The 22,298-nt window shown below is 71.6% G+C and carries 18 protein-coding genes and 2 pseudogenes; 7 read left to right on the plus strand and 13 right to left on the minus strand.

Annotation, left to right across the window (positions count from 1 at the left end):
- Positions 1 to 161: 161 nt before the first annotated feature.
- Positions 162 to 1,352 (plus strand): cytochrome P450 family protein, encoded by a 1,191-nt coding sequence (locus tag ACWIHT_RS03970; protein ID WP_456164099.1) that lies wholly within the window; start codon positions 162 to 164, stop codon positions 1,350 to 1,352.
- Between the two features lie 184 nt (positions 1,353 to 1,536).
- Positions 1,537 to 1,968, plus strand: a pseudogene (locus tag ACWIHT_RS03975) (IS5/IS1182 family transposase); the annotation flags it as partial.
- Between the two features lie 365 nt (positions 1,969 to 2,333).
- On the opposite strand, the pseudogene ACWIHT_RS03980 reads toward ACWIHT_RS03975, so the two are convergent.
- The 8 genes and pseudogenes from ACWIHT_RS03980 to ACWIHT_RS04015 form a co-directional block, all read right to left on the minus strand.
- A pseudogene (locus ACWIHT_RS03980) lies at positions 2,334 to 2,591 on the minus strand (fic family toxin-antitoxin system, toxin component); the annotation flags it as partial.
- Positions 2,588 to 2,842 carry a hypothetical protein gene (locus tag ACWIHT_RS03985; RefSeq protein ID WP_456164101.1) on the minus strand — a complete coding sequence of 85 codons (255 nt, stop codon included), beginning with the start codon at positions 2,840 to 2,842 and terminating at the stop codon, positions 2,588 to 2,590. The pseudogene ACWIHT_RS03980 and the gene ACWIHT_RS03985, both read right to left, overlap by 4 nt.
- A 47-nt stretch (positions 2,843 to 2,889) precedes the next feature.
- Positions 2,890 to 3,252: an NUDIX domain-containing protein gene (locus ACWIHT_RS03990; RefSeq protein ID WP_456164103.1), complete on the minus strand. Its 363-nt coding sequence runs from the start codon at positions 3,250 to 3,252 to the stop codon at positions 2,890 to 2,892.
- Between the two features lie 123 nt (positions 3,253 to 3,375).
- Positions 3,376 to 3,822: a DUF6884 domain-containing protein gene (locus ACWIHT_RS03995; RefSeq protein WP_456164105.1), complete on the minus strand. Its 447-nt coding sequence runs from the start codon at positions 3,820 to 3,822 to the stop codon at positions 3,376 to 3,378.
- Between the two features lie 167 nt (positions 3,823 to 3,989).
- On the minus strand, positions 3,990 to 4,538 hold the full coding sequence (locus tag ACWIHT_RS04000; protein WP_456164108.1) for a YciI family protein: 549 nt from the start codon (positions 4,536 to 4,538) through the stop codon (positions 3,990 to 3,992).
- 14 nt (positions 4,539 to 4,552) lie between these two features.
- The gene (locus tag ACWIHT_RS04005; RefSeq protein ID WP_456164110.1) at positions 4,553 to 5,533 is read right to left on the minus strand and encodes an alpha/beta fold hydrolase; all 981 of its coding nucleotides are present in this window, start codon (positions 5,531 to 5,533) and stop codon (positions 4,553 to 4,555) included.
- Positions 5,534 to 5,604: 71 nt separating this feature from the next.
- The gene (locus ACWIHT_RS04010) at positions 5,605 to 6,249 is read right to left on the minus strand and encodes a molybdopterin-dependent oxidoreductase (RefSeq protein ID WP_456164112.1); all 645 of its coding nucleotides are present in this window, start codon (positions 6,247 to 6,249) and stop codon (positions 5,605 to 5,607) included.
- Between the two features lie 168 nt (positions 6,250 to 6,417).
- Positions 6,418 to 6,837 carry a TOBE domain-containing protein gene (locus tag ACWIHT_RS04015; RefSeq protein WP_456164114.1) on the minus strand — a complete coding sequence of 140 codons (420 nt, stop codon included), beginning with the start codon at positions 6,835 to 6,837 and terminating at the stop codon, positions 6,418 to 6,420.
- A 323-nt stretch (positions 6,838 to 7,160) separates the two neighbouring features.
- Between ACWIHT_RS04015 and ACWIHT_RS04020 the strand changes: the two genes are divergently transcribed.
- From ACWIHT_RS04020 to ACWIHT_RS04030, 3 genes are all read left to right on the plus strand, one after another.
- Entirely contained in the window at positions 7,161 to 8,438 is a 1,278-nt protein-coding gene (locus ACWIHT_RS04020) for a methyltransferase domain-containing protein (protein WP_456164116.1), read from the plus strand.
- A gap of 86 nt (positions 8,439 to 8,524) precedes the next feature.
- Positions 8,525 to 9,214, plus strand: coding sequence for a M24 family metallopeptidase (locus tag ACWIHT_RS04025; RefSeq protein WP_456164118.1), 690 nt, complete (start codon positions 8,525 to 8,527; stop codon positions 9,212 to 9,214).
- 13 nt (positions 9,215 to 9,227) lie between these two features.
- Positions 9,228 to 10,073, plus strand: a complete 846-nt coding sequence (locus ACWIHT_RS04030; protein WP_456164120.1) for an MOSC domain-containing protein — start codon at positions 9,228 to 9,230, stop codon at positions 10,071 to 10,073.
- A gap of 14 nt (positions 10,074 to 10,087) precedes the next feature.
- Here the strand turns inward: ACWIHT_RS04030 and ACWIHT_RS04035 are convergent, their stop codons facing one another.
- Entirely contained in the window at positions 10,088 to 10,702 is a 615-nt protein-coding gene (locus ACWIHT_RS04035; RefSeq protein WP_456164122.1) for a dihydrofolate reductase family protein, read from the minus strand.
- A gap of 98 nt (positions 10,703 to 10,800) precedes the next feature.
- Entirely contained in the window at positions 10,801 to 11,430 is a 630-nt protein-coding gene (locus tag ACWIHT_RS04040; RefSeq protein WP_456164124.1) for a response regulator transcription factor, read from the minus strand.
- A gap of 361 nt (positions 11,431 to 11,791) precedes the next feature.
- On the opposite strand from ACWIHT_RS04040, the gene ACWIHT_RS04045 reads away from it, so the two are divergent.
- On the plus strand, positions 11,792 to 12,715 hold the full coding sequence (locus tag ACWIHT_RS04045; RefSeq protein WP_456164126.1) for a hypothetical protein: 924 nt from the start codon (positions 11,792 to 11,794) through the stop codon (positions 12,713 to 12,715).
- A gap of 7 nt (positions 12,716 to 12,722) precedes the next feature.
- On the opposite strand, the gene ACWIHT_RS04050 is transcribed toward ACWIHT_RS04045, so the two are convergent.
- A complete protein-coding gene (locus tag ACWIHT_RS04050; protein ID WP_456164128.1) occupies positions 12,723 to 15,758 on the minus strand; it encodes an AAA family ATPase in 3,036 nt (1,011 codons plus the stop codon).
- A 147-nt stretch (positions 15,759 to 15,905) separates the two neighbouring features.
- Between ACWIHT_RS04050 and ACWIHT_RS04055 the strand changes: the two genes are divergently transcribed.
- On the plus strand, positions 15,906 to 18,716 hold the full coding sequence (locus tag ACWIHT_RS04055) for an AAA family ATPase (protein ID WP_456164130.1): 2,811 nt from the start codon (positions 15,906 to 15,908) through the stop codon (positions 18,714 to 18,716).
- 20 nt (positions 18,717 to 18,736) lie between these two features.
- Here ACWIHT_RS04055 and ACWIHT_RS04060 read toward each other — a convergent pair whose 3' ends face one another.
- Together ACWIHT_RS04060 and ACWIHT_RS04065 are read right to left on the minus strand one after the other, a co-directional pair.
- Positions 18,737 to 19,468: an ABC transporter ATP-binding protein gene (locus ACWIHT_RS04060; RefSeq protein WP_200714469.1), complete on the minus strand. Its 732-nt coding sequence runs from the start codon at positions 19,466 to 19,468 to the stop codon at positions 18,737 to 18,739.
- Complete coding sequence (locus ACWIHT_RS04065) at positions 19,465 to 22,254, minus strand: ABC transporter permease subunit (RefSeq protein WP_456164132.1); 2,790 nt, start codon at positions 22,252 to 22,254, stop codon at positions 19,465 to 19,467. Before ACWIHT_RS04065 ends, ACWIHT_RS04060 begins: the two co-directional genes overlap by 4 nt.
- Between the last annotated feature and the right edge of the window lie 44 nt (positions 22,255 to 22,298).

A 22,298-nucleotide genomic window follows, 5' to 3' on the forward strand; every position in this document is an offset into this window, starting at 1 on the left:
GCACCAAAGCTGCGACGCCGGCGTCGGCTGGTGCTCGGGACGTCCCTGGCACCAGCCCCTCGCCCTCATGACGACTGGTCTGGAATTCGGCCTCGTTTGGGGCTAAGCGCGCTATTAGTTAGGGTGGCTGAATAGTGAATGCAGGGGCGGATTTGTCAACCGTGACCGAGCGGCTGGGCGATTCATTCTTCCAGGATCCTCAAGGTTTGTTCGCTCGGCTGCGCTCAACCGCGCCGGTGACGTCGGCCATCACGCCGGAGGGCATCCGGGTATGGCTGGTCACCCGGTACGAGGATGTACGTGCCGCGCTGGCCGACCCGCGGGTGGCCAAGGACTGGGTGACGCACATGACGCCTGAGGATTTCGACATCAACGTCGACCCGGTGCAGGCGTATCTCGATCAGCACATGCTCAACCTGGATCAACCTGACCACACGCGGCTGCGCCGTCTGGTGGTCAAGGCGTTCACTCCGCGCCGGGTAGCCGCCCTCAGGCCGCGGATCTCTGCCGTCGCGGACGAATTGCTGGACGCGATGGCGGACGGGCCGGCCGAGGCGGAGCTGATCGAGGCGTTCGCGTTCCCGATGTCGGTGACCGTGATCTGCGAACTGATCGGCGTCCCGGTCGGCGACCGGCAGTCGTTCCGGCTGTGGTCGGAGGCGGTGCTGTCCTCGCAGGGGACGCGCGAGGAAATCCGCGCGTCTGCCGTCGCCATGTACGAATACTTCACGCACCTGGTCAATGAGCGACGCCGGGCACCAACGGACGACCTGGTTTCGGCGCTGATCGCGGCCCGCGACTCGGAGGACTCACTGTCGGAGCACGAGTTGCTCTCGATGATGTTCCTGCTGCTCGTCGCCGGGCACGAGACGATGCTGAACCTGATTGCCAACGGGGTGCTGGCACTCCTTACTCATCCGGCCGAACTGGCACGGCTGCGAGACGATCCCTCGCTGCTGCCTTCGGCGGTCGAGGAGTTGCTGCGGTACGCGAATCCGCTGAATCATGCGACTGAACGCTTCACGCTGGAGCCGGTGACCATCGGTGATGTCACCATTCCTGCGAAAGAGTGGGTCATGCTCGCGTCGGCGTCGGCGAACTGGGATCCGTCCCGGTTCGCCGACGCCGACCGGCTGGACGTGGGCCGGGACACGTCGGGCCATGTGGGGTTTGGGCACGGGATCCATTACTGCCTCGGCGCGCCGCTGGCCCGGCTTGAGGGCGAGATCGCGTTCGGGGCGCTGTTGTCCCGCTTCCCCGAGCTGAAACTCGCGGTTCCGCAGTCGTCGCTGCGGTGGAGGCCCTCCAGCCTCATCCACGGGCTGGAGGCCCTCCCCGTCCGGCTGGAGTGACGAGCTGCGGGGCCGTCCAGGCCCGCGGTTGCGGCGAGTCCCTGCTCCCGCCGCCTGGGCGACCACCGCCTCCCGTCCCGGAGCGGCCATCGAGATCGCTGCGGCCGGGGCCGAGCGGATCGTGGACGCGGCGAGTCGTGGACGCCCGAAGCAGTCGTCAGCCATGCGGTCGGACGTATGGCGCCAGTCCGTCCGCGCGGCCGCCGGTGTCCCGAGGACCACGACGGGACTGGACGCAGACGAGAAGGTGTCGGGCCGCAAGCCGGGCCTGACCGTGGACGTGATGGGGCTGAGCGTCGGGATGGTCGTGTCGGCCGCATCCGCGCACGACAACACCGCCGGCACCGCCTTGCTCCACCAGGCCGCCGAGCGGTGCGGGATGAGCCTGGAGAAGGCCCTGGTGGACCAGAGCAAAGGCTGCGTTCCGCAGCCGAAGCGGTGGGTGGTGGAACAGACGAACGGCACACTGATGCTGCACCGGCGCCTCGCCCGTGAGTACGGCCACCGGCCCGACACCTCCGCCTCACGCGTCCACTGGGCCTTCACCGCGCACATGACCCGCCGCCTCACCAGGCCGAGTCCGGCCTGGTGTGATTCCCTCGGACCGGCCGCGTGAACATCACCGAACTCCTCGCCGGCCTCCGGACCGAGCACGACGAGGCGACCGCCCGAGTCAGGGAACCATCTCGGAGGTCCATCGACAGGAACCGGACCGGACCCGCGCGAGACGAGCACCGCCCAGTAAGCCATCGTGAACGCCTTCAACCAGCACCCCGGCCGGGCATTCAGGGACCGTGAGTTGAACGAACTCCTCGCTGTGCTCACCGGCGAAGCGACCGGCGACATCACCCGCAGCCGCCTCGGACGCCTCACCCGCCAGGGTTTCCTCACCCAGACCGGACGAGGCCGGTACCAGAAACGGACTCAACCTCCACTGAGGCCGGGCCCGGAGGCTCAGGCGGTGGTCCACTCGCGCAACTGCCAGGCCTCGGTGGCATGCCAGGCGAAGGCCTCGTTCGAGTGCTCCAGACACGGCAGCTTCGCGAGGGTCTGTAGCAGCGCCGCCGCCTTGAGGTGGAGGGAGCCGTAGATGTCGCGCTCCATCGCGCGGGCGTCGACGCGCGCGGCGGCGGCATAGAGCGGGCCGTAGTCGTCGACCTGGGGATCGCGGTCGAGCAGTTCGGCGGCGTGCAGCAGGAAGGTGACGTCCAGCGTGTGCGGTGGGTCGGGCTGGGTCACGCGGCGTGTCCCTGCTCCCGGCGTTCGAGTTCACGGAGCGCGTCCGCCTCGGCCGCCCGCTGTTCCGCAGCGGAGTCCGCGGTGCCCGGCTCGGCCGCGAACGCCTCGCCACTGCGCGCCATGGACTCCTTGAAGCCCGCGAGGATGTACTCCTGAAGGCTGACGCCGGCCTGCTTGGCCGCCGCCTCGATGGCCGCGCGCTGCCGGGGGTCTCGGAAGCGGAGGTTCATGGCTTTCGGCGTGTTCGGCATGACGCTCGCGGTACCAGTGGTACCGCGCGGGCGGACCGGTGTATTTCCTACACGGGCGTATGGCCCTCCAAGTAGGCGCGCACCGGCGCGGGCAGCCCACCGTCGATGTCGACGGCTTCGGCGAAGGGCGCCCAGCGAAGCTGCCCGGCGGTGAGCTGGGCCTCCCCGGACGGATCCTGGCTCAACAGGTGACACACCACGGCGGAACCCGGCTCCAGGAGGCTCGACCCGTCCACGAGATAGCCCGTGAGTTCATAGACCACCCGCGCCGCGGTGGCCTGTGCCGTCTCGGCCTCCTCGGGGACACCGGACGGCAGACCCCAACCACCCTGCACATTCACCAGCAGCAACTGCCCGTCGTTCACGACGACCGCGTCCACCAGCTCCTCGGAGGCCTGCTCCAACGCCATCTCCGCACCGTTCCCTTCGTAGGTACAAGGAGCGACCGCCCGTCCGGCCACGTCCGACCCCGTTTCCTACCCGGGACGCGTCGGTTCACGCGGTACGACCACGACGAGGGTTGACCGACTCCCTCAGCGGACGGGACTGTTGCGTATTGCCGCCATCCGGACCATCTGCTCACCCATACCGCGTGTTCCGGCGAGCGGCGTGTGGGCGTGCGGCCACACGGCGTGGACCAGGCCGACGTGCCGGGCGCCACCGAGAGCGACGACGGGATCGAGGCGCACGATGCCACGCCGCGTCGCCTGTTCCAGGAGAACTGGGGCCGAAATGGCGCCTGTTGCCCCGTGCGGAGTGTCGTACGGCTCGACGACGTCGTCGAGATCGAGCAGGCCGTACCGCGCCGAGAGGATCAACAGCCGGTCGGGGCGCAGGGCTTCGGCCGTGCTGCGGCACGCGCGGTGGTAGGAGCCGATGTACATGTCCGCGGCCCGCGCGGGGTGGGCCAGTTTGCGGCTGCCGCACGGGATGACGACGAGTTCCGGCTTGAGGTGGTGGGGAGAGTGGGGCGTGGTCATGCCGGTGTGTCCTGTTCCCGTTCTCGGTAGGTCGGACACCATCCTGCTCCCGCGCTCGACGCCTGTGCCATGACCGGTTTCCTCCCTGCTGGGAGGTGGTGTCTAGCAACCTTCCGGCAGGTGGTGGGTGGTTGAAGGGGGCAGCCGGGTCGGGAGAACGCGGTGGTTCAGGACGGCCGCCCGCCGAACTGCCAGTTGTGGACCTCGATGCTCGCGTACCGGTCCTCCGTCAGCAGGGCGCGCGCCGCTTTTGTGCTCGGCGCCCGGAGCAGTGCCGCCGTGCCCAGCCAGCGGGTGCCGTCGTCGGACAACAGCGGTCCGTACGCGATCAGTTCGTCCCGGGCGGGCGGCACCGTGAGGTCCGCCGCCGGGCCGGTGCCGAGGCCGATCACCAGGTACCGGTCGCCGCCGGTCCGGCCGCCGGGGAAGTCCCACATGGTGCGTCCCAGTGCGTTCCGCCATCGCCGAAGCAACACGTCCCGGTAGACACCGGCCTGGTAGTTCGGCTCGTCGAAGGCGAATGCGCGGGCGGCGGCCGGAGAAGGCAGATCCAGGATGTGCACGCTGCCCGTGGGGGCGCCGTCGTCGGAGAGGGTCGGGCCCCGGGCGATCATCTCCTGGGCGTACCCGTCCATGTAGGACCAGTGCCGCTGCGTCAGTTCCGTGCGCAGCGCGAGGGAGCCGGGCCGGTCGCGGTGGTGGCAGAGGAACTCCATGATCAGAGGATGTCCTATTCCCCGGCGGCGGTCCGGTCGCAGGTCTTCAGGAAGTCGATGAGCGCCGCGTTGACCTCGTCGGGGCGTTCCTGCTGGGTCCAGTGGCCGCAGGCGGCCAGTTCGACGGGCTTGCGGACCAGGTTGGGCATGAAGTCGGGGAGCTGCGCGATGAGTTCGGCGGCACCGGGGAACGCGGGGACGAGGTCGCGGTCGCCGTACATGTAGAGGGCGGGCGGGGTCACGACGACGTTGTGCCAGGGGGCGGTCAGTGCCCAGTTGCGGTCGAGGTTGCGGTACCAGTTCAGCGGGCCGGTGAAGCCCCCGGCGAAGCTCTCGGTGAGCGCGTCGAGGTCCTCCTCGGTGAGCCAGTCCGGCAGGACCTCGGGATCCTCCATGGACGCGAGCCAGCCTTGCCCGGAGGGGACCAGCGGCTGCATGATCTCGCCGGAGGGGGAGGCCGCGGCGGAGGCGGAGTAGAGGAACTTGCGGAGCGTGGTCCGGGGGTCCGCGCCGAACTCGGCGTCGGCGACCCCGGGACGGTCGAAGTAGTTCCAGTAGAACCGGCCGCCGAACCGCTCCTGCGTCACGGCCAGCGGCGGGTACGGTCCGCGGAAAGGCGGCGGCACGCTCAGCCCGGCCACCCCGAGGACCATGTCCGGCCGCAGCAGCGCGGTGTGCCAGGCGACCACCGCGCCCCAGTCGTGCCCGACGACGTACGCCTGCCGCTCGCCCAACTCCTGGATGAGACCGACGACATCGCCGACCAGGTGGAAGACGGTGTACGCGTCGACGGCCTCGGGGTGGTCGCTGCGGCCGTATCCGCGCTGGTTGGGGGCGACCACCCGGAAGCCCGCGTCGGCGAGCGCGCCGATCTGGTGGTGCCAGGAGTGCCATGACTCGGGGAAGCCGTGCAGGAGCACCACCAGCGGGCCTTCGCCCTGCTCGGCGATCTCCAGCCGTATGCCGTTCACGTCGACCATGCGCTGCGCAACCATGGGGGCGAGCCTACGTGCCGTCAACATCGCCGGGCAGGACGGGTCCTGGAGCGGAGGAAGATCGCGGCCACTCAGCCGTCGTGCTCCGCACCGTCCTCGTCCTGCTCCTGGTAGGAGTAGCGCTGCTCCTTCCAGGGGTCCGCGATGTTGTGGTAGCCGCGTTCCTCCCAGAAACCGCGCCGGTCCTCGGTGAGGTACTCGACGGCGCGCAGCCACTTGGGGCTCTTGTAGCCGTACAGGTGCGGCACGACCAGGCGCAGCGGGAAGCCGTGTTCGGCGGTGAGGGGCTCTCCGTTGTGATGGGTGGCGAGCAGGGTCCCCGAGGCCGTGAAGTCGGTCAGGCGGAGGTTGGCGGAATAGCCGTACTCCGCCCAGGCCATGACGTGTGTGACCTCCGGCGCGGGCGGCACCAGGTCGAGGAGGGCGGTGGCGGGGATGCCGTACCACTCGTGGTCGGTGGAGGTCGGGCCGGACGCGCAGTGCAGGTCGGCGACGACCGTGACATGGGGCAGGGGCGCCAGTTCGTCGAAGGTCCAGCTGTGCTCGGTGCCGTCGGCGGTGGCGCCGTGGACCCGCAGGTTCCAGCGGTCGGGGCGGAAGCGGGGGACGGGCCCGTAGTGCGAGACCGGCCAGCCGTGCACATGGCGCTGGCCGGGCGGGATGCGGCGGTCCGCGTCGGCGGTGGCCTCGGCCGTGTCCTGTCGGTCGCTTGCCACGCGGGACGTCCCTTCTTCGCCGGTGAACCGGTTACGGCTACCTCTCCCGAGCAGCGTAGGCGCTCCCGGCCGGCGCGACCGAGGCCGGGTCCGGGTGCGCCGGTACGTGGCGCCGCGCCGCAGGGTACGGGCCGGGGACCAAGGCCTCAGCAGCACGCCCCGAGCAGGTCAGACGGTCGCCAGGGACACCTCGGTCGACTTGATCAGCGCGACGACCGGTGAACCGGCCGCCAGACCGAGGTCGCCGACCGCGTCCTTGGTGATCGCCGCGGTCAGCTCGCCCCCGTCGACCGTGATCTTGACGACGGCCATCGCCCCGCCGGTGGCGACGTCGCTGACCGTGCCGGGCAACTGGTTGCGGATGGACAGCCCCTCCACCCGGCCGGTGGCGAGCGCGACCTCGGTGGACTTCATCATGGCGCGTACGGCCGTACCCTCGACGAGCCCCAGGTCCTTCACGGCCTCCAGCGTGATCGCCGCCGTGAGGTCCTGGCCGCCGTCGAGGCGCACCTTCACGGTCGCCATCACCGCACCGGGCGTGACGGCCGTGACGGTGCCGGGAATCTGGTTGCGGATGCTCAAGGTCATGACGGAACGCCTCACAGGGGAAAGTTCTGGATTGCCGGATTTATCACCGGCTGTGCGTCCACAAGCTAGCCGCTCCGGCCGCGCCCGTCGCAGACCCCGTCGCATCCGCCACCTGGGAGTTTCCTTCGTCCTGGCAAATCGGAGGAACCCGTGGACGGGGAGGGCGACCGCCGGGTTCCCGTCACGGCCGCCGGGGTATTCGCCCATGCTTGGGCAATGAGAGGAATATCCTGGCAATTGCGAGGCGGGAGGGCCTCTTCGTCTCGTATCCGCGTTTGTTCCCGGCCATCGTCCGGGTACGGTCGTGCGGGAGGTGGTCGCCCGTGATCCAGATCGTGGAGCACGCACCGCACGAAGGCCCCTACGCCCTCGGCGCCGCACTGGAGGCGGCCGGGCTGCCGACCCGGGTCTGCCGGACCTGGGCGGGCGACCCGGTGCCGGACACGGCCGACGACCTGGTGGGCCTGGTGGTGATGGGCGGACCGATGGCCGCCTACGACGACTTCCCCGGCCGTGCCGCCGAACTGGCGCTGCTGCGCGCCGCGTTGGACGCCGAGATCCCCGTACTGGGCGTGTGTCTCGGCGCGCAGTTGCTGGCCGTCGCGGCGGGCGGTGCCGGACGGCCCGGCGACGGGGCGCAGATCGGCTGGGCCGACGTACGGATGACGCGGGCCGCGCACACCGACACGCTCTTCGCGGGCCTTCCCGAGCGGCTGCGCGTGCTGCACTGGCACGGCGACACGATGGAGCTGCCGGCCGAGGCGACCCTGCTGGCCTCCTGCGACCGGTACCCGGTGCAGGCGTTCCGGATCGGCGGCTCGGCGTGGGGAACGCAGTTCCACCTGGAGGCGGACGAGACAGCCGTCGCTGCCTTCGCCGACGCCTTCCCCGAGGAAGCGGCCACCGCCGCAGGCCTGGTCGAGTCCGCGCCCGCCGAACTGGCCGTACTGGCCCGTCACCGCGACGGTGTGTTCAAGCGCTTCGCCGCCTTCGTCGCGGCGCGTGCCGAGCAGACCGCGACACGCGCCTTCTTCACCCGGCGGGCGGCCACCTGGGAGGAACGGTTCGCCGACGACGGCCCCCGGTACGCGGCGGCCGTCGAGCGGATGGAACTCCGCCCCGGCGCACGCGTCCTGGACCTCGGCTGCGGCACCGGCCGGGCACTGCCCGCACTGCGCGCACACGTCGGCGACGCGGGCCTCGTCCTCGGCATCGACCTCACGCCCGCGATGCTCGCCGCGGCCCTGCGCGAGGGCCGCGACAAGGACGGGCACCTGCTGCTGGCCGACGCCTGCCGACTGCCGCTGCCGACCGCCGCGCTGGACGCCGTCTTCAGCGCGGGCCTGATCAACCACGTACCCGACCCCGCGACCGCGCTGCGTGAATGGGCCCGCGTCACCGCACCCGACGGCACCCTCCTGCTCTACCACCCCTCCGGCCGCGCCGAACGCGCCGCCCGCCACGGCCGCCCCCTCGACCCGGACGACCCGCTCGCGGAGCAGCATCTGCGCCCCGCCCTGCGCACAGCGGGCTGGGCACTGTCCCGCTACGAGGACGCCCCGCACCACTTCCTGGCCCGCGCCACCCGCGTCGCCGGATGAACGCGCCGTCCCGCGTCACGGGGTGCGGCGAGCCCGGCATACGGAATGCCGTTGCCGACGATGATCGGGCTGGCTAGGTTCGGCCCATGGCTGACGACGAACCCACGCGGGCCGCACGACTGCTCGATGCCCAGGCCAAGGCCGCACTGCTCTTCGCGGAGATCGAGGAGCGCGGGCTCGTGGCGCCCGGCGAGGGGGAGCGCGCGGTCAGCGACCGGATCCGCGATCTCGCGAACGAGATGTTCGGCACCACCCGGCACTGGCACAAGCGGATCGTGCGCTCCGGACCGAACACGCTCAAGCCGTACAAGGAGAACCCGCCGGACCGGGTGATCGGCGCGGACGACATCGTGTTCGCGGACTTCGGGCCGATCTTCGAGGAGTACGAGGCCGACTTCGGCCGTACCTTCGTCCTCGGCGACGACCCGGTCAAGCACCGGCTGCGCGACGACCTGCCCAAGGTCTTCGCGGCCGGCCGTAGCTTCTTCGAGAGCACCCCGGACATCACCGGCGAGCACCTGTACGCCGAGGTCGTCCGGCTCGCCGAGAAGGCGGGCTGGGAGCTGGGCGGCTGGCACGCCGGACACCTGGTCGGCGAGTTCCCGCACGAGACGATCGAGGGCGCGCACGTCGAGTCGTACGTCACTCCGGAGAACGTCACCCCCATGCGCCGCACCGACAAGGCCGGCCGCGGCTGCCACTGGATCCTGGAGATCCATCTCATCGACGCGGAGCGGCAGTTCGGCGGCTTCTACGAGGAACTGCTCACTCTCTGACGGGGATCGCTCCATGGGGACTGTCGCGGCGCTGTACCGCTATCCGGTGAAGTCGATGGTCGGCGAGGCAGTGATCGCCGTGGCGGTCACGGAGCGCGGGCTCTCCGGGGACCGGGTCTACGCCGTCCTCGACGGGACGGGCGCGGTGGGCAGCGCCAAACACCCGCGCAAATGGGGCGAGTTGCTGCGCTGCCGCAGCCGCCTCGACGACTCCGGCGTGGTGCGGGTCGTACTGCCGGACGGCACCGCCCTCCCGGTCGAAGACCCGGACCTGGACGGGGAGTTGTCCAGACTGCTGGGCCGCCAGGTCTTCCTGTCGGCCGTCGTGCCGGAGGACAGCAGGCTGGAGCGCGCGGTGCCCGCGTACGAGGGCGGGGTCCCGGACTCCGTGCGGGAGTCGGCGACCGTCGACGCCACCGGGGAGAGCATCACGACGGGCGGCGTCGCCCCGGGCACCTTCTTCGACTTCGGCAGGGTCCATCTCGTCACCACCGCGGCCCTGGACCGGATGCGCGCCGTCCACCCGGCGGGGGACTTCGACGCCCGCCGTTTCCGGCCGAACCTGGTCGTGGACACGCCCGGGGGCCCCGGCTTCCCGGAGGACGCCTGGGTGGGGTCCTGCCTGCGGGTGGGGGAGGCCCTGTTCCGGGTCCTGGTGCCGACACCTCGCTGCGTCGTCCCCACCCTCGGCCACGACGAACTGCCGCCGGACCCCGGCATCATGCGCGCGGTCGCCCGGGAACACCGCGTACCGGTCTTCGACCTGGGCCGACTCTCGTGCCTCGGCGTGTACCTGGACGTCCTGGAGGCGGGGACGGTCCGGGTGGGGGACCCGATCTCGCTGCTGAACGCGGCCTGATCGTCCCGGAACGGTCAGTGCGTGAAGCGGTACTTCAGGTGGATGGCGAGAGGAGTCTCGACCACCCTGACCTGCTCGACACGTCGCCGTCCCGGGCCCGTTCCGTCGAAGAGGCGCAGGCCGTCGCCGAGCAGCGCGGGCACCACATGCAGCTGGAGTTCGTCGACGAGCCCCGCCCCGAGGTACTGCCGGACCGTGCTCGCCCCACCGGCGATGTCGACGTTCCTTCCACCTGCGGCGGCCTTCGCGCGGTCGAGGGCGCTGTGGATGCCGTCCGTGACGAAGGTGAAGGTGGTGCCGCCCTCCTTGACGAGGGTCGGCCGGGGGCGGTGCGTGAGCACGAACACCGGTGTCCGGAAAGGTGGGTTGTCGCCCCAGAACTCCTCGCCGGTGTCGTACATCGTCCGGCCCATGACCACCGCCCCGGTGGCGTCGAACCACTCGCGAATCAACTCCGAGTCGCGGTTCTCCTCCCCACCGGTCATGCCCTGGCGCTCCCGCCAGCTCGCCAGGTTGTGGATCCACTCGAAGAGCGGCTCGGCGCCGTCGCCTCCGGGGTTGTCGAGGGTGACGCCGGTACCGGCGATGTATCCGTCGAGGGACATGGCGAAATCCGCGGTCACGGTCACGATGAGGCGCTCCTGAGTCGTGGAGGTGATGCTTCCACTCTCACGTCGATCTGGAACCGGCGCATTCGACACACTGCCCCGGCTGACGCGACCTCCGCTCAGATCAGTCCCGCCCGGATGGCGTACGAGACGGCGTGGGCCCGGGTGCGGGTCCGCAGCCGCTTCATCGCGCCGTAGAGGATGTACCGCACCGTGCGCTCGGAATAGGAGAGTTCCGTCGCTATCTCGTCGCACTGCCTTCCCTCGGCGATCAGGCGCAGCACCGCCACTTCGCGCGGGCTCAGCGCGGCCCGGTCCCCGGCTACCGCGACGGCTTGTTCATTCGGCGTGGCATCGCGCGGCTGACCCGCGGGACTGCGCCGTCCGGCGGGCTGTCCGGCCACGGCGCGGACCGTGCGGACGAAGACGTCCGGGCTACAGAAGTCCCACCACACGACCGCCCGGACACCCCGGTGCCGTGCCGCCGACACATCGGCCCGCCACTGCTTGCTCACCACCACCACGAAACGCGCGCCCGGCTTGTCGCACAGGCTGCGGAGCAGGTCCAGGACGGCGGCGTCCGCCACGTCCACGGCGACCACGATCGCGTCGGCCTCCCAGATCCTGTCCGGTGGCACCTCGCGCAGTCGCGGCTCCAGGGCGACGAAGCCCGCCAGTCCGGCGCGGACGAGGGGAGCGGGCGCGTGGATCGCCACGCGCAGGGTCTCGCCGAGTACGTGCTGAGGCATGTGCCCCCCAACTCCCAACTGCGGTCGTGCGGAAGGACGATGGTGCCACCGGCACCGACCGCGGATCCGCGCCACCGCCCCCTCGCCCGTCAACCGAGGGAAATCTGGCGCGAGTTGACGAAGGGCCCCGACCCCGATCCGAGCGGGGCCGCGGTCCTGGGCGGAAGATCCCGTCAACTCCCTGTACGGACCGGCAAGGTTGGCGGTTTCGCCTTTCACCGGACACGGCGGGCGCGCGAGGATGCCGTGCGGTGAACACCGGGGCCCGGTTCAGGGGACCGCCGGTGTTCCGCCCTGACGGGCCGTGTCTCCACGGAGCCGGTGACCGAATCCGACAACTTCTAGCAACAAAGGTGGCCGCATGCTCGCGTCCATTGCCCTGTGCGTGCTGCTCGGCCTGCTCCTGGTCGGGGCCGCGCTGATCCGCCGTAGCCGCAACTCGCCCTCGGAGCAGGTCCGTTCGGGGCTGTCGAGTGCCGACCGCAAGGCGCTGGAGACCGTGGCGCGCGGCCTGCGGGCCGTGGCCGTGGGCCGTACGCACGGCGGGCGACCGCTGCCGGACCTTCAGACCGTCGTCCACTCGGGGCAGCGGCTGACGTTACGGCTCGCCGAGGCGGACACCCACGCGCCCGCGCCGTGGACGGCTGACGTCTCCGGGAAGGAGTGGTCGGTGGACACGAAGGACCTGCGGCGGACCGGCCACGCGGGTGACGCGCTCACCCACCCGTACTCCCTGACCGTCACCCTCGGTCTGTACAAGGGCGAGAGGACACTGGTCGACCTCTCCCGGCTCAGCGGCCCGATCGCCCTGACGGGTGACGACAACGATGTCCTGCGCCTGGCTCAGGCCCTCATCTCCGAAGTGGTCTCGGGGCCGGTCGGAACCCTCGCCACGGTCGTTCTGGTGGGCTCGGCCGCCACTCCCTCGGTGACGGACGGACTGGGCGCGCGCTCGGCCCGGCTGCACACCGCGACCAGCCGGGGCGAGGCGCTGTCCGTCGGCGAGAACCAGGTGTCCGGACCATCGGCCCCGCACACCCTGTACATGGGCAGGGACCGCGCCGGGGCGAACGCCCCGACACACGCCCGCCGGCTCTTCGTGGTGACCGCGGCCCAGTACCGCAACGAACGATGGGGCGAGACCCCGTTGCGCGGGACCGACACGCTGCTGGTGCTCGGCTACATCCCGGCCCTGGAGTGGAACCTCCGGGTGAGGGCCGACGGCGCCCTGGACACGGGTCGGCTCGGTGTCCCCATCGACACCCACACAGCCCGCCTCGGCTGACCGGCCGTCACAACCGGCCCGGCGGCGTCGCTCCGCCGGGGCCCGGCAACAGCGGACTCCCGGCCCGGCGGGCGAGACTGCCGTCCAGCCAGGCCGCGGCCAACTCCACCCGGGAACGGCACCCGGTGCGCTGGAAGAGCCGGGTGAGCCGCCGCTCCACGGTCTTCTCGCTCCACGCGAGCCGCGCCGCGATCTGGCGGTTGGTCGCCCCGTTGCTGACCATCGTGGTCAGCCTGACGTCGTCCTCGCCGAACGTGTCCTTGACCGGACGCGTCCTCGGCAGCCCGAAGGTCCGCCGCCGCGTCATGTGACCGAGCCTCGTACGGGTGGCCCGCCCGATCCCCAGCGACCGCGCGATCCGCGAGGCCTCCGCCTGCCAGGGTTCGGACTCGTCGGCGATCTCCATCAGGGACAGACAGCAGAGCAGCCGCTGGTACGCGTCGCCCCGCCCGCGCACCGACCGCAGCGCGGCCAGCGCGCTGTCCGCGTCGCCGTGCACCAGACCACGGCCGAACAGCACCGCCTCGCGCGTCGTCGCGGAGCCCACCACCTCGTGCAGCGCCTCCAGTTCGGCCAGCCCCTCCCGCATGGCCCGCGGCAGGTCCGCCACCAGGGCGAAGGAGACATACCGCAGCAGCACCTTCTCGGTACCCGAGTGCAGACCGGTCGCGTGAGCCCGCCGTACGTCCCTCAGCGCCCCCTCCAAGGCCTCCTCCACCTCCCCCGACCAGTACCGCAGACCGAGCCGGGACCAGGCGACCAGCGGGTGCGGCACACTGTCCGGAACCAGCTCCAGCCAGCTCCGGGCCCGCCCCAACTCCCCACGCGTACAGAGGATTTCGGCCGCGAGCGCCCGGGCGGACCGCGCGGCTCCCGCCGTCGTGCCGCGCGTACGACTACGGGCCTCGATCCGGCGGGCCGCCACCAGCGCCTGGTCCCAGTCGCCTTCGAGGTAGTCGCGAACCATGGCGTGATACCACGCGGCGGTGCTGTGGCCCGCCCCCGTGTATCGGTCCCCGAGCACGGCGGCCAGCGCACCGGCCAGGTCCGCGTGCACGGCCGCCGTCCGCAGCCGGTCCAGATCCAGCGCGCCGCCCACCTCGGGAGACAGGGCGCGCAACGCGTCCGACAGATCGGCACGGCTGCCTGCGGCAGCGGCCAGCAACCGCAGCTCCGCCGGGGAGGGGAGCGGCCCGAAGCCCGGACGGCGGGCGGGGATCGCGGGCTGGTGAGTCCCGCCACTCGGTGCGGACGGCGCTGGTCCGGCGTCCGCACGGGGGCCGGTTCGGGACACCGGCGGTCCGGTGTCCGTACGGAGAGCGGGCGCCGGCGCCTGGCGGGTCCCCCTTGTCGGTGGGGACGGCATCCGGCCGGTGCCCGTACGGTGTCCTGCGGCCCACGGCCGAGGGGCCCCGCTCGCCGGTCGGGGCGTCGTCGCGCCGAGCCCGAACGGGCCGACCAGGTCCGCGAATTGGGCTACGGCGGGCACCTGATCCCGGACATCGTGGGCCGGGGATCCGGCGGCCGCGATGTCGTCCGGGAACCGGTGCTCGTGCAGCGCCGCCATGGCCCACACCTCGGCGACGAAGTCGAGACAGCCACGGTTCTGCCCGCCCGGTGACGCGGACAGATGGGCGAGCAGCGGTTCGCCCAGGGCCAGCGCACCCGGGTGGTCGGCGTGGCGCAGGCTCAGCTCGGCGGACTCGCGCAGGACGCCGGGCGTCCGGTGGTCGTGCGGTGCCAGGCGCCGCAGCGCCGAGGCGTAGGCGCGGACCGATCGGGGCCAGTCCGACCTGGCGTCCGTACGGGCAGCCGCGAGCAGTACGTCCACCGCGAGGGCGTCGTCCAGTTCGGCCCCGGCCGCCGCCACGTGTTCGGCGAGGCGCGGATAGCAGCCGCCCGCCGTCTCCGGGCCCAGCCGGTCGGTCAACGACCGGGTGATCAGGGCGTGCAGCGACGACACGCCATGGTGGGTGGGCAGTGCGCGCAGTGCCGCCGCGAGCGCCGGAACGGCGAACGCCAGCCGGCCGTCCCCGTCCACGGTCAGCGTCCCGTCCTTGACCAACGGGGTGAGCGACCGGTCGACCAGACCCGCCCGACGCGGTCCGCCGGGCTTCAGCCGGAGGAGGTCGTCCAGGCGCACTTCGGCGTGTTCGAGGTTGCGGGCCACCGCCGCCGCGGCGTTCAGACCGACGCTGTCCGGCGGCGCGTCCGGCCAGCACAGACGGCTCAGTTTCGTCACGTCGGTGGTGAGGCGCAGCGCCCGCTCCGGTTGGGTCAGACAGACATGGCCGTCGAGTTCGAGGAGGTCACCGTGCTCGGCTATCGCGTCGAGCACCGACAGCACGGCCTCGGGGACACCCGCCATCGGGCCCAGTGCGCCCAACACCGCTGTCACCAGGGCCGGTTCGACGGGTCGGCCGAGCCGCCGTACGACGAGGGCCTCGATGTCGGCGGGTCGCAGCGGCGGCAGTTCCAGCAGTCGGTCGGCCGCCGCGGCCAGCGGTGAGGCGCCATCGACCGAGGGACGGACCGGTCGGCCGGCCATCACCATGGGGACTCCGGCCGGGCGGAAGACGCGCAGCAGGAGTCCGAGGGCGGACGCGGTCCGCGCCGGCATCCGGTCGACGTCGTCGACCACCACCGCGAAGGGGAGGTGCGCCGCCGCGTCCGTGAGGATCTCGCCGAGCACGGACAGCAGCGCCAACTCGCCGTCGTGGCCGGTGGATTGCAGTCGGATCCGGCGGACGGCACCGACCCGGACCGGGCTGCGACGGTCGTGGAACTTGGCGAGCACCGAGTGGACGCCGTCGGCGAGGGCGGCGGCACCGGGCGGGCTCGCACCGTCGTGGCAGCGCAGCCGCAGGACGTTGGCGCCTTCCTCGGCCGCCGCCCGCCGGGCCTGTTCCACCACGGCGGTCTTGCCCGTTCCCGGTCCTCCGACGACCAGGAGGGTGCGGGCCGCAGCGCCGGTGGACGTCAACGTCCGCGTCACGTCCCCGAGTTCGCCGTCCCTGCCGATGACAGGTTCCCATGCCCGCACGTCCACCCCCTCCGGGTCCGGCGTCCGACGGAAACGACCGTACGGATGTGATCATAATGTGGCCGCGGAGCCGATTTCCGAACACATGGCCGACCGGGCTCGTCACCGTCCGCCCGGCACAGGTCGTCGAAGAGAACGTAGTGGACCATGACTCTTGCGTCCGAGGGCTCCTGGTTAGCGCCCGGCGGCACGGCTGCCGGTGTGAGCCCGTTGCCCGGCCAACTCGTCGGGCGCGAGCAGGAGTTGGCAGAGGTCTACGACTGGCTGGGAGACACGGACGGGCCACGCCTGGCGCTGGTGCGGGGTCAACGCGGCGCCGGACGCACGGTGTTCCTGCACGCCCTCGTCGAACGGATGCGCGCGGACGGGATGTTCGTACGTGCCGTGGGCTGCGTGCCCGGCGACGACGCCCGGCCGTTCCTGCTGGCGCTGCGGCTCGTCATGGCGTTGGAGGAGCGCCGGAACGCGGAGGCGGTGCGGGCGGCCGGGCGGGGTGACGGGGCGGCCATGGCCGCACTGCTGCACACGGCCCTGGCGCGGACCGCGTCCGTGGTGGTGATCGACGACATCCAGCACGCCGACGCCGACTCACTGGCCCTGCTCGACGGCATCGACTTCCCGGGAATCCCGTCCGGTGCGCGGCTGGTGGCCTCGGCCGTTGGGCGCGACCACGTATCCCGTCCCCGGAGGGGCGTCGAGGGGGCCCGCACGATCGTGCTGTCCCCTCTTACTCCGGACGAGACAACCGCCATGGTGGCTCGGCGGTTGGGCGCCACTCCCGACACCGGTCTGGCCCGGCGGGTACGCGACCTCGCGCACGGCCTGCCCGGGGCGGTCGACGCCCTCCTCGCCGCGTGGACCCGGCAAGGGGCGATCAGGGTGACGGACGGCCATGCCTTCGTCGGAGTGCGGACACCGCCCCCCGAACTACCGGACAGCGACCGGCACTTGACGGCACTGGCCGCGCTGGCTGAACCATGCCGCACCGTGGCCGGGGCACTGAGCATCCTGTGGCCCCTCGGCGTACGGGCCGTGGAACTGATCGCGGCCTCGGCCGGACTGTCCACCGACGAAGTCCGGGAGGCCGTAGGCGAGTTGGTCGACGCGGAGATCATCGAGGGTGTGCCTGGGCTCAACTCGGCCGAAGCACGCGGAGGTTGGACGTTCGCCGTCCCACTGGTGGCACACGCCGTACGCGAGCGGCTCGGGCCGCTGGAACGCAGCCGCCTGTCCGCCACCGCAGTGGAGACACTCTGGGCCGATGCCGATACTGACGCAGATACCGACACAGATGTCGACGCGGTGGCCTACCTCGCGGACCGCATCGCAGAAGCGGGAACCCTCGTCGAACGCGAGCGCGCGGTAAGGGAGTTGACGGCGGCGGCCGAGCGTCTGCATCCCGACGCCGAAGGCAGGGGAATGCTCCGGTGGTGCCGCGCGGCAGGCTTCCTCATCGAGCGACCCGCCGACCGTGTCCCGGCCCTCCAGAGGTACGCCGTCGCGGCTTACTTCGCCGGAGACTTCGCGACCGCACGTGCCATCGCCGAGTCGATCCTGCGCAACCGCCCGGACATCGTCGGCCCGCTCGAACTCCAGGAGATCGCCACCCTGTTGACGGCGGCGACAGCCGACGACCTGGACTGGGCGGCGGTGTCCCGGCTGGCCACCCCGCGCTGGTGGGACGAGCTGCGGCTGCCCGTCCCGGCCACCGCGACCGGCCGCGCGCTGGCCCTGTGCCTCCTGGCGAGATGGCACGAAGCGCTGGACCTCCTGGCGGAGACCGAACCCGCGTGGAGCACCGACGTCCGAGCCCGCGCCAACCCCACCTGCTTCCGCGACGCGGCGGAACTCGCGCTGGGCCGACCGGAACGCTTCCGACGCTCACTCGCCATCCCGGAAGCCCCGCACATCGGCCCCGACCACGCCTACACGCTGACCGTCGCCAAGTTCGACGAGTTGCTCAACGGCGGGGACCTGCACGCCGCCGAATCCCTCCTGACCGCTCAGGGCATGACCCCCGAACTGCTGCCCCGGTCCGGTCAGTTCCTGCGCCACCACCTCCGGGGCGAGTGGGACGAGGCACTGGAGCCCAGCCGCTGGATGCTGGCGAACAACCAGTTCCACACGCCCGCGCTGGACAAGTATCTGATTCCCGCGCGGACCGCGGCGATCCTGCTCGCCCGGGGCCGTGTCACCAGCGCCCGCCGAGTGATCGACGGCGTGCGCGCCCCGGGCGAAGGCCCACCGGAACACTCACTGGACGCAGCCGAGGCCCAGGTGCTGCGGACCCTCGGCGATCCGGCCGGTGCCGAGCGGTCGCTACGGCGCGGTCTCGCCGCGGCGGACGCGCACGCCCAGGTCGCCGGCACCGACGAACTCTATTCCAGTCTCGTGGAGTTGCTCGCCCAGGAAGGACGCACGGCGGAGGCGGCGACCTGCCTGGACCGCCTGGAACACATCTCCGCCCGGATGGGCACCGGAAGGACCCGCCTGACGTATCTGCTGGCCTCGGCACGACTCCTACGGCAGGACGGCAACCTGCGGGAAGCCGTGGAACTGGCACGCTCACGCAGCCAGCCCTTCGAGACGGCGATGACGTTGGTCGCCGCCGCCGACGTGGGCGCAGGCCCATCCACCCTGCTGCGCGAGGCGTACGACCTCTTCGGGCAGTGCGGTGCCGCGCTGGAGCGCTTCCACACCCGGGCCGCCATGCGCGCGGCCGGGATCACCGTCCCCGGCCGCAGACAAGCCACCGTGGAGAGCGAGCAGTTGCTCGCGACCCTGATAGCGGAGGGTCTGACCAACCGTCAGATCGCCACGGTGCTGAGGCTCACGGAGGACGCGGTCGCCAACCGGCTGTCCCGGCTGTTCGCCCGCACCGGTCTGCGTTCCCGCACCGAAGTGGTCACGGCCGTACTCACCGACTACCGAGCCCGCGGGCTCACCCCCGACGGGTAGGTGAGCACAGCCCGATCCGCTCAGGGGACCGGATCCGGTGCCCGCTCGCCGAGATAGGCGCGTTCCAGCAGGCCGGGGTCGGCCGCGAGCCGGTCGGCGGAGTCGCTGAGCACCGTTTCGCCGTGCACCAGGACCACCGCCCGGTCCGCCACGTCGAGGGCCAGCCGGACATGCTGCTCGACGAGTACGACGGCCGCGCCGGTGTCCTCGGCGATCCGCCGTACCACCGGCAGCAGTTCCTCGACGATGACCGGCGCCAGCCCCATGCTCAGCTCGTCGACGAGCAGGACCCGCGGATCCTGGATCATCGCCCGGCCCAGGGCCAGCATCTGCTGCTCCCCGCCGGAGAGTTGGCCGGCCGCGACCTTCAGCCGTTTCCCCAGTGCCGGAAAGAAGTCGAGCACCTGGTCCACGGTGCTGCCCTGTCGCCGCCGCGCGAGCGTCAGGTTGTCCCGCACGGTCAACTGCGTGAACAGGGAACGGTCGTCGGGCACGAGGACCAGTCCCCGCCGGGCCGCCTCGCGTGCCCGGCCGCCGCGGATCTCCCGGCCGTCGAGGGCCACCGTCCCGCCGAGGCGGGGCTGGAGACCGGCGAGGGTCGCCAACAGGGTTGTCTTTCCCGCCCCGTTGGGCCCGAGGAGCGCCAAGACCTCACCGGGCAGCAGCTTCAGGTCGAAGCCGCGCACCACTGGTCGCCCCTTCGTGTAGCCCGCGTCCACGCCCTCGCACGTCAGCAGCTCCGGCCCGGTCACTGGACAACCTCCCCTCGCACCTGGTGCGTATCGTCCTGCGCCGCGCCGAGGTAGGCGGTGGCGACGCGTGGATCCGCCGTGATCTCGGCGGGAGTTCCGTCCGCGATGACCTTTCCGATGTCCAGCACGACGATCCGGTCGCACACGTCGAGCACCAGCCCCATGTCGTGGTCGATCAGCAGCACGGTCACACCGTCGGCCCGCACGGCCCGCAGCCGGTCGCCCAGCCAGCGGCTCTCGGAGCTGTCGAGACCGGCCGCGGGCTCGTCAAGGAGCAGCATCCGGGGGCGGCCCGCGAGCGCGCGGGCGATGGACACCAACTGCCGCCTGCCCTGGGAGAGTTCACGGGCCGGCTGGTCCCGGAACCGGCTCAGGTGCAGCGTCTCGAACAGCCGGTTCCGCAGCTCCGGCCCCTGCACGGAGCCGACATGATCGCCGCCGTGCCGGGCCGCGGCCTCCCCGACCAGCACGTTCTCCTCGACGCTGAGATCCTCGTAGAGCTCGATGCCCTGGAAGGTGCGGCCGAGCCCTGCCCGGCCCCGCTGATGCGGTTTCAGGGACGAGATCTCCCGGCCGTCGAACTCCACTGTGCCGGTGCTGCGGTGGTATCCGCTGATCGCGTCGAGGAGGGTGGTCTTCCCGGCACCGTTCGGTCCGATCACGCCGACGATCTCGCCCGAGCGCACCTCGAAGGAGACGGAGTCGACGGCCACCACACCGCCGTAGCGCACCCCGACCTCGCGCACCGAGAGCACCACCTCGCCCGGTTCGGGAACCGGGGGACGGATGTCCGGTGCCGGACCCGTCAGCGCGTCGGCGTCCTGCTCGTCCAGGGTGTCGACGGCGGCCGGGTGGCGTGCGCGCCGGATTCGCGCGGCCAGTTCGTGTGCCGGGCCGACGACGCCCTCGGGGTTGGTGATCACGGTGAGGACGAGACCGATGCCCATGATCACGTCGTACCATTCGCCGAGCGACAGCGCCCGGTCCAGCAGGACGGGCAGCAGGCCGCCGGCTCCCATCACCCCGGCCACGATGCCGCCGGACAGGGCCGTGACACCCGCCAGATACGCGGTGGCGAACAGGCCCAGGCCGCCGATCGCGGTGAACATCTCGGCGTCCGCGACGGTCTGTTGGTAGCCGAGGAGGGCGCCACCGAGCCCGGCGACGAAGGCACCGATGGCGAAGGCGACGATCTTCGTGCGGGCGACGTCGATGCCCGCCGCCGCGGCGGACCGTTCATTGGCGCGCACGGCGAGCATCGCGGCACCGAGCCTGCTGCGCCGCAGCCACGCCACGCCGAGGCCGACCAGCAACAGCACCACCAGGCACAGCAGCGCGAAGGGGAGGCGTGGATAGTCCTCGCCGGAGCCGATGCCCAGGTCCAGGCCGAACAGATGCGGCGAGGGGACCTTGGAACCGCCCAGGCCGCCGTTGAGTTCGGGGTTGCGGAACCAGAAGGCCTCCAGCGCCACCGCCAGCGCGACCGTGACCACCGCCGCCGGCAGACCGCGGATCCGCAGCGCGGGAAGCCCGATCACGACCCCGATGACCATCGCCGCGAGGGCCGCCAGCAGTGGGGCGAGCGGAAAGGGTATACCCCATCCCGCGCTCAGCTTGCTGAGGCTGAACGCGCCGACTCCGGCCAGGGTCAGCTGCGCCAGTGAGATCTGCCCGGCGAACCCGGTGACGACCACCAGCGACAGCGAGATCACCGCCAGGGTCAGCGAGGTGATCACGGCGGCGCGAATACTTCCGTGGGTGGCCAGGAGTACGACGACACCCAGGGCCGCACTCACGACGGCCGGGACGAGCACGCGGTCCGGGCGCGGTGCCCGGCCGAGCGCCTGCTGGATCAGCGAGCCCCGGGTCGGCAGCGGACGCCCGCGCACCACCAGATAGGCCAAAATGACGGCCAGCGGCACCAGTTGGGCAAGACCGGTCTGGGGCAGCCACGACCACTTCCCCTGGAGGAACTGCAACTCCGACTGGAGCATCCCGATGACGAGACCGGCACCCACGGCCGGGATCAGCGCCGTGAAGTTGCCGACCAGCGCCGCCGCGAGGGCCGGGACAATGAACAGCGTGTACGACACCGGGACCAGCGGCACGATCGGCGCGATCAGGATGCCGGACAGACCGGCGATGGCCGAGCTGAGCGCCCAGTTCGCCACCGCGATCCGCTCCGGCGACAACCCGCTGACCAGCGCGCCCTTCTCCGACTCCGCCACCGCCCGGGCCGCCAGACCGAACCGCGTCAGCCGGAACACCAGCGCCAGCACGACGGTCAGTACGACGATGACCGCCGCGAACCACAGCCGGTCGCCCGGGATCAGTGAACCGCCCCAGGACACCGGGTCGTTGGGGAGGATCGCCTTGACCGACACCGCGCCCGTACCCACGCCCGCCGCCAGCACGGCCTGGATCACCAGCATGACCCCGATCGAGGCGACGGCCTTCGCCACCGGCGGCGCGGTCCGCAGCGGTCGGAAGACCAGTCCGTACAGCACCACCCCCAACAGGGCAGCAAGCACAAGGGAGATGACCACCGCCGGGAAGAGGCCGAGCGGTCCGCCGAGTCCGACCTTCTTCGGCACGCCCGGCAGCGGCACCAGCAACTCGCCCTGGCGCAGGAACGCGTAGGTGTACGCGCTGTACAACGCGATCGCCCCGGTGGCGAAGTTGACCACTCCGGAACCGCGGTAGGTGAGCACCAGTGCCAGCGCGAGCGCGCCGAACACCGCCCCACTGCCCAGCCCCAGCAACAGAAACACGACGTACTGGCTCATCGGCGAGACCGTCCTTCCCGGTTGCTCCGACCACCGCTGCTTCG

The sequence above is a fragment of the Streptomyces sp. NPDC002276 genome, assembly GCF_053891435.1.

Coding starts and splice junctions, on each gene's coding strand:
- ACWIHT_RS03985 (WP_456164101.1), bottom strand. CDS start 2,842: ATGCCGAACACGCCGAAAGCCATGAACCTCCGCTTCCGAGACCCCCGG.
- ACWIHT_RS03990 (WP_456164103.1), bottom strand. CDS start 3,252: ATGGCGTTGGAGCAGGCCTCCGAGGAGCTGGTGGACGCGGTCGTCGTG.
- ACWIHT_RS03995 (WP_456164105.1), bottom strand. CDS start 3,822: ATGACCACGCCCCACTCTCCCCACCACCTCAAGCCGGAACTCGTCGTC.
- ACWIHT_RS04000 (WP_456164108.1), bottom strand. CDS start 4,538: ATGGAGTTCCTCTGCCACCACCGCGACCGGCCCGGCTCCCTCGCGCTG.
- ACWIHT_RS04005 (WP_456164110.1), bottom strand. CDS start 5,533: ATGGTTGCGCAGCGCATGGTCGACGTGAACGGCATACGGCTGGAGATC.
- ACWIHT_RS04015 (WP_456164114.1), bottom strand. CDS start 6,837: ATGACCTTGAGCATCCGCAACCAGATTCCCGGCACCGTCACGGCCGTC.
- ACWIHT_RS04025 (WP_456164118.1), top strand. CDS start 8,525: ATGGCTGACGACGAACCCACGCGGGCCGCACGACTGCTCGATGCCCAG.
- ACWIHT_RS04030 (WP_456164120.1), top strand. CDS start 9,228: ATGGGGACTGTCGCGGCGCTGTACCGCTATCCGGTGAAGTCGATGGTC.
- ACWIHT_RS04040 (WP_456164124.1), bottom strand. CDS start 11,430: ATGCCTCAGCACGTACTCGGCGAGACCCTGCGCGTGGCGATCCACGCG.
- ACWIHT_RS04045 (WP_456164126.1), top strand. CDS start 11,792: ATGCTCGCGTCCATTGCCCTGTGCGTGCTGCTCGGCCTGCTCCTGGTC.
- ACWIHT_RS04055 (WP_456164130.1), top strand. CDS start 15,906: ATGACTCTTGCGTCCGAGGGCTCCTGGTTAGCGCCCGGCGGCACGGCT.
- ACWIHT_RS04065 (WP_456164132.1), bottom strand. CDS start 22,254: ATGAGCCAGTACGTCGTGTTTCTGTTGCTGGGGCTGGGCAGTGGGGCG.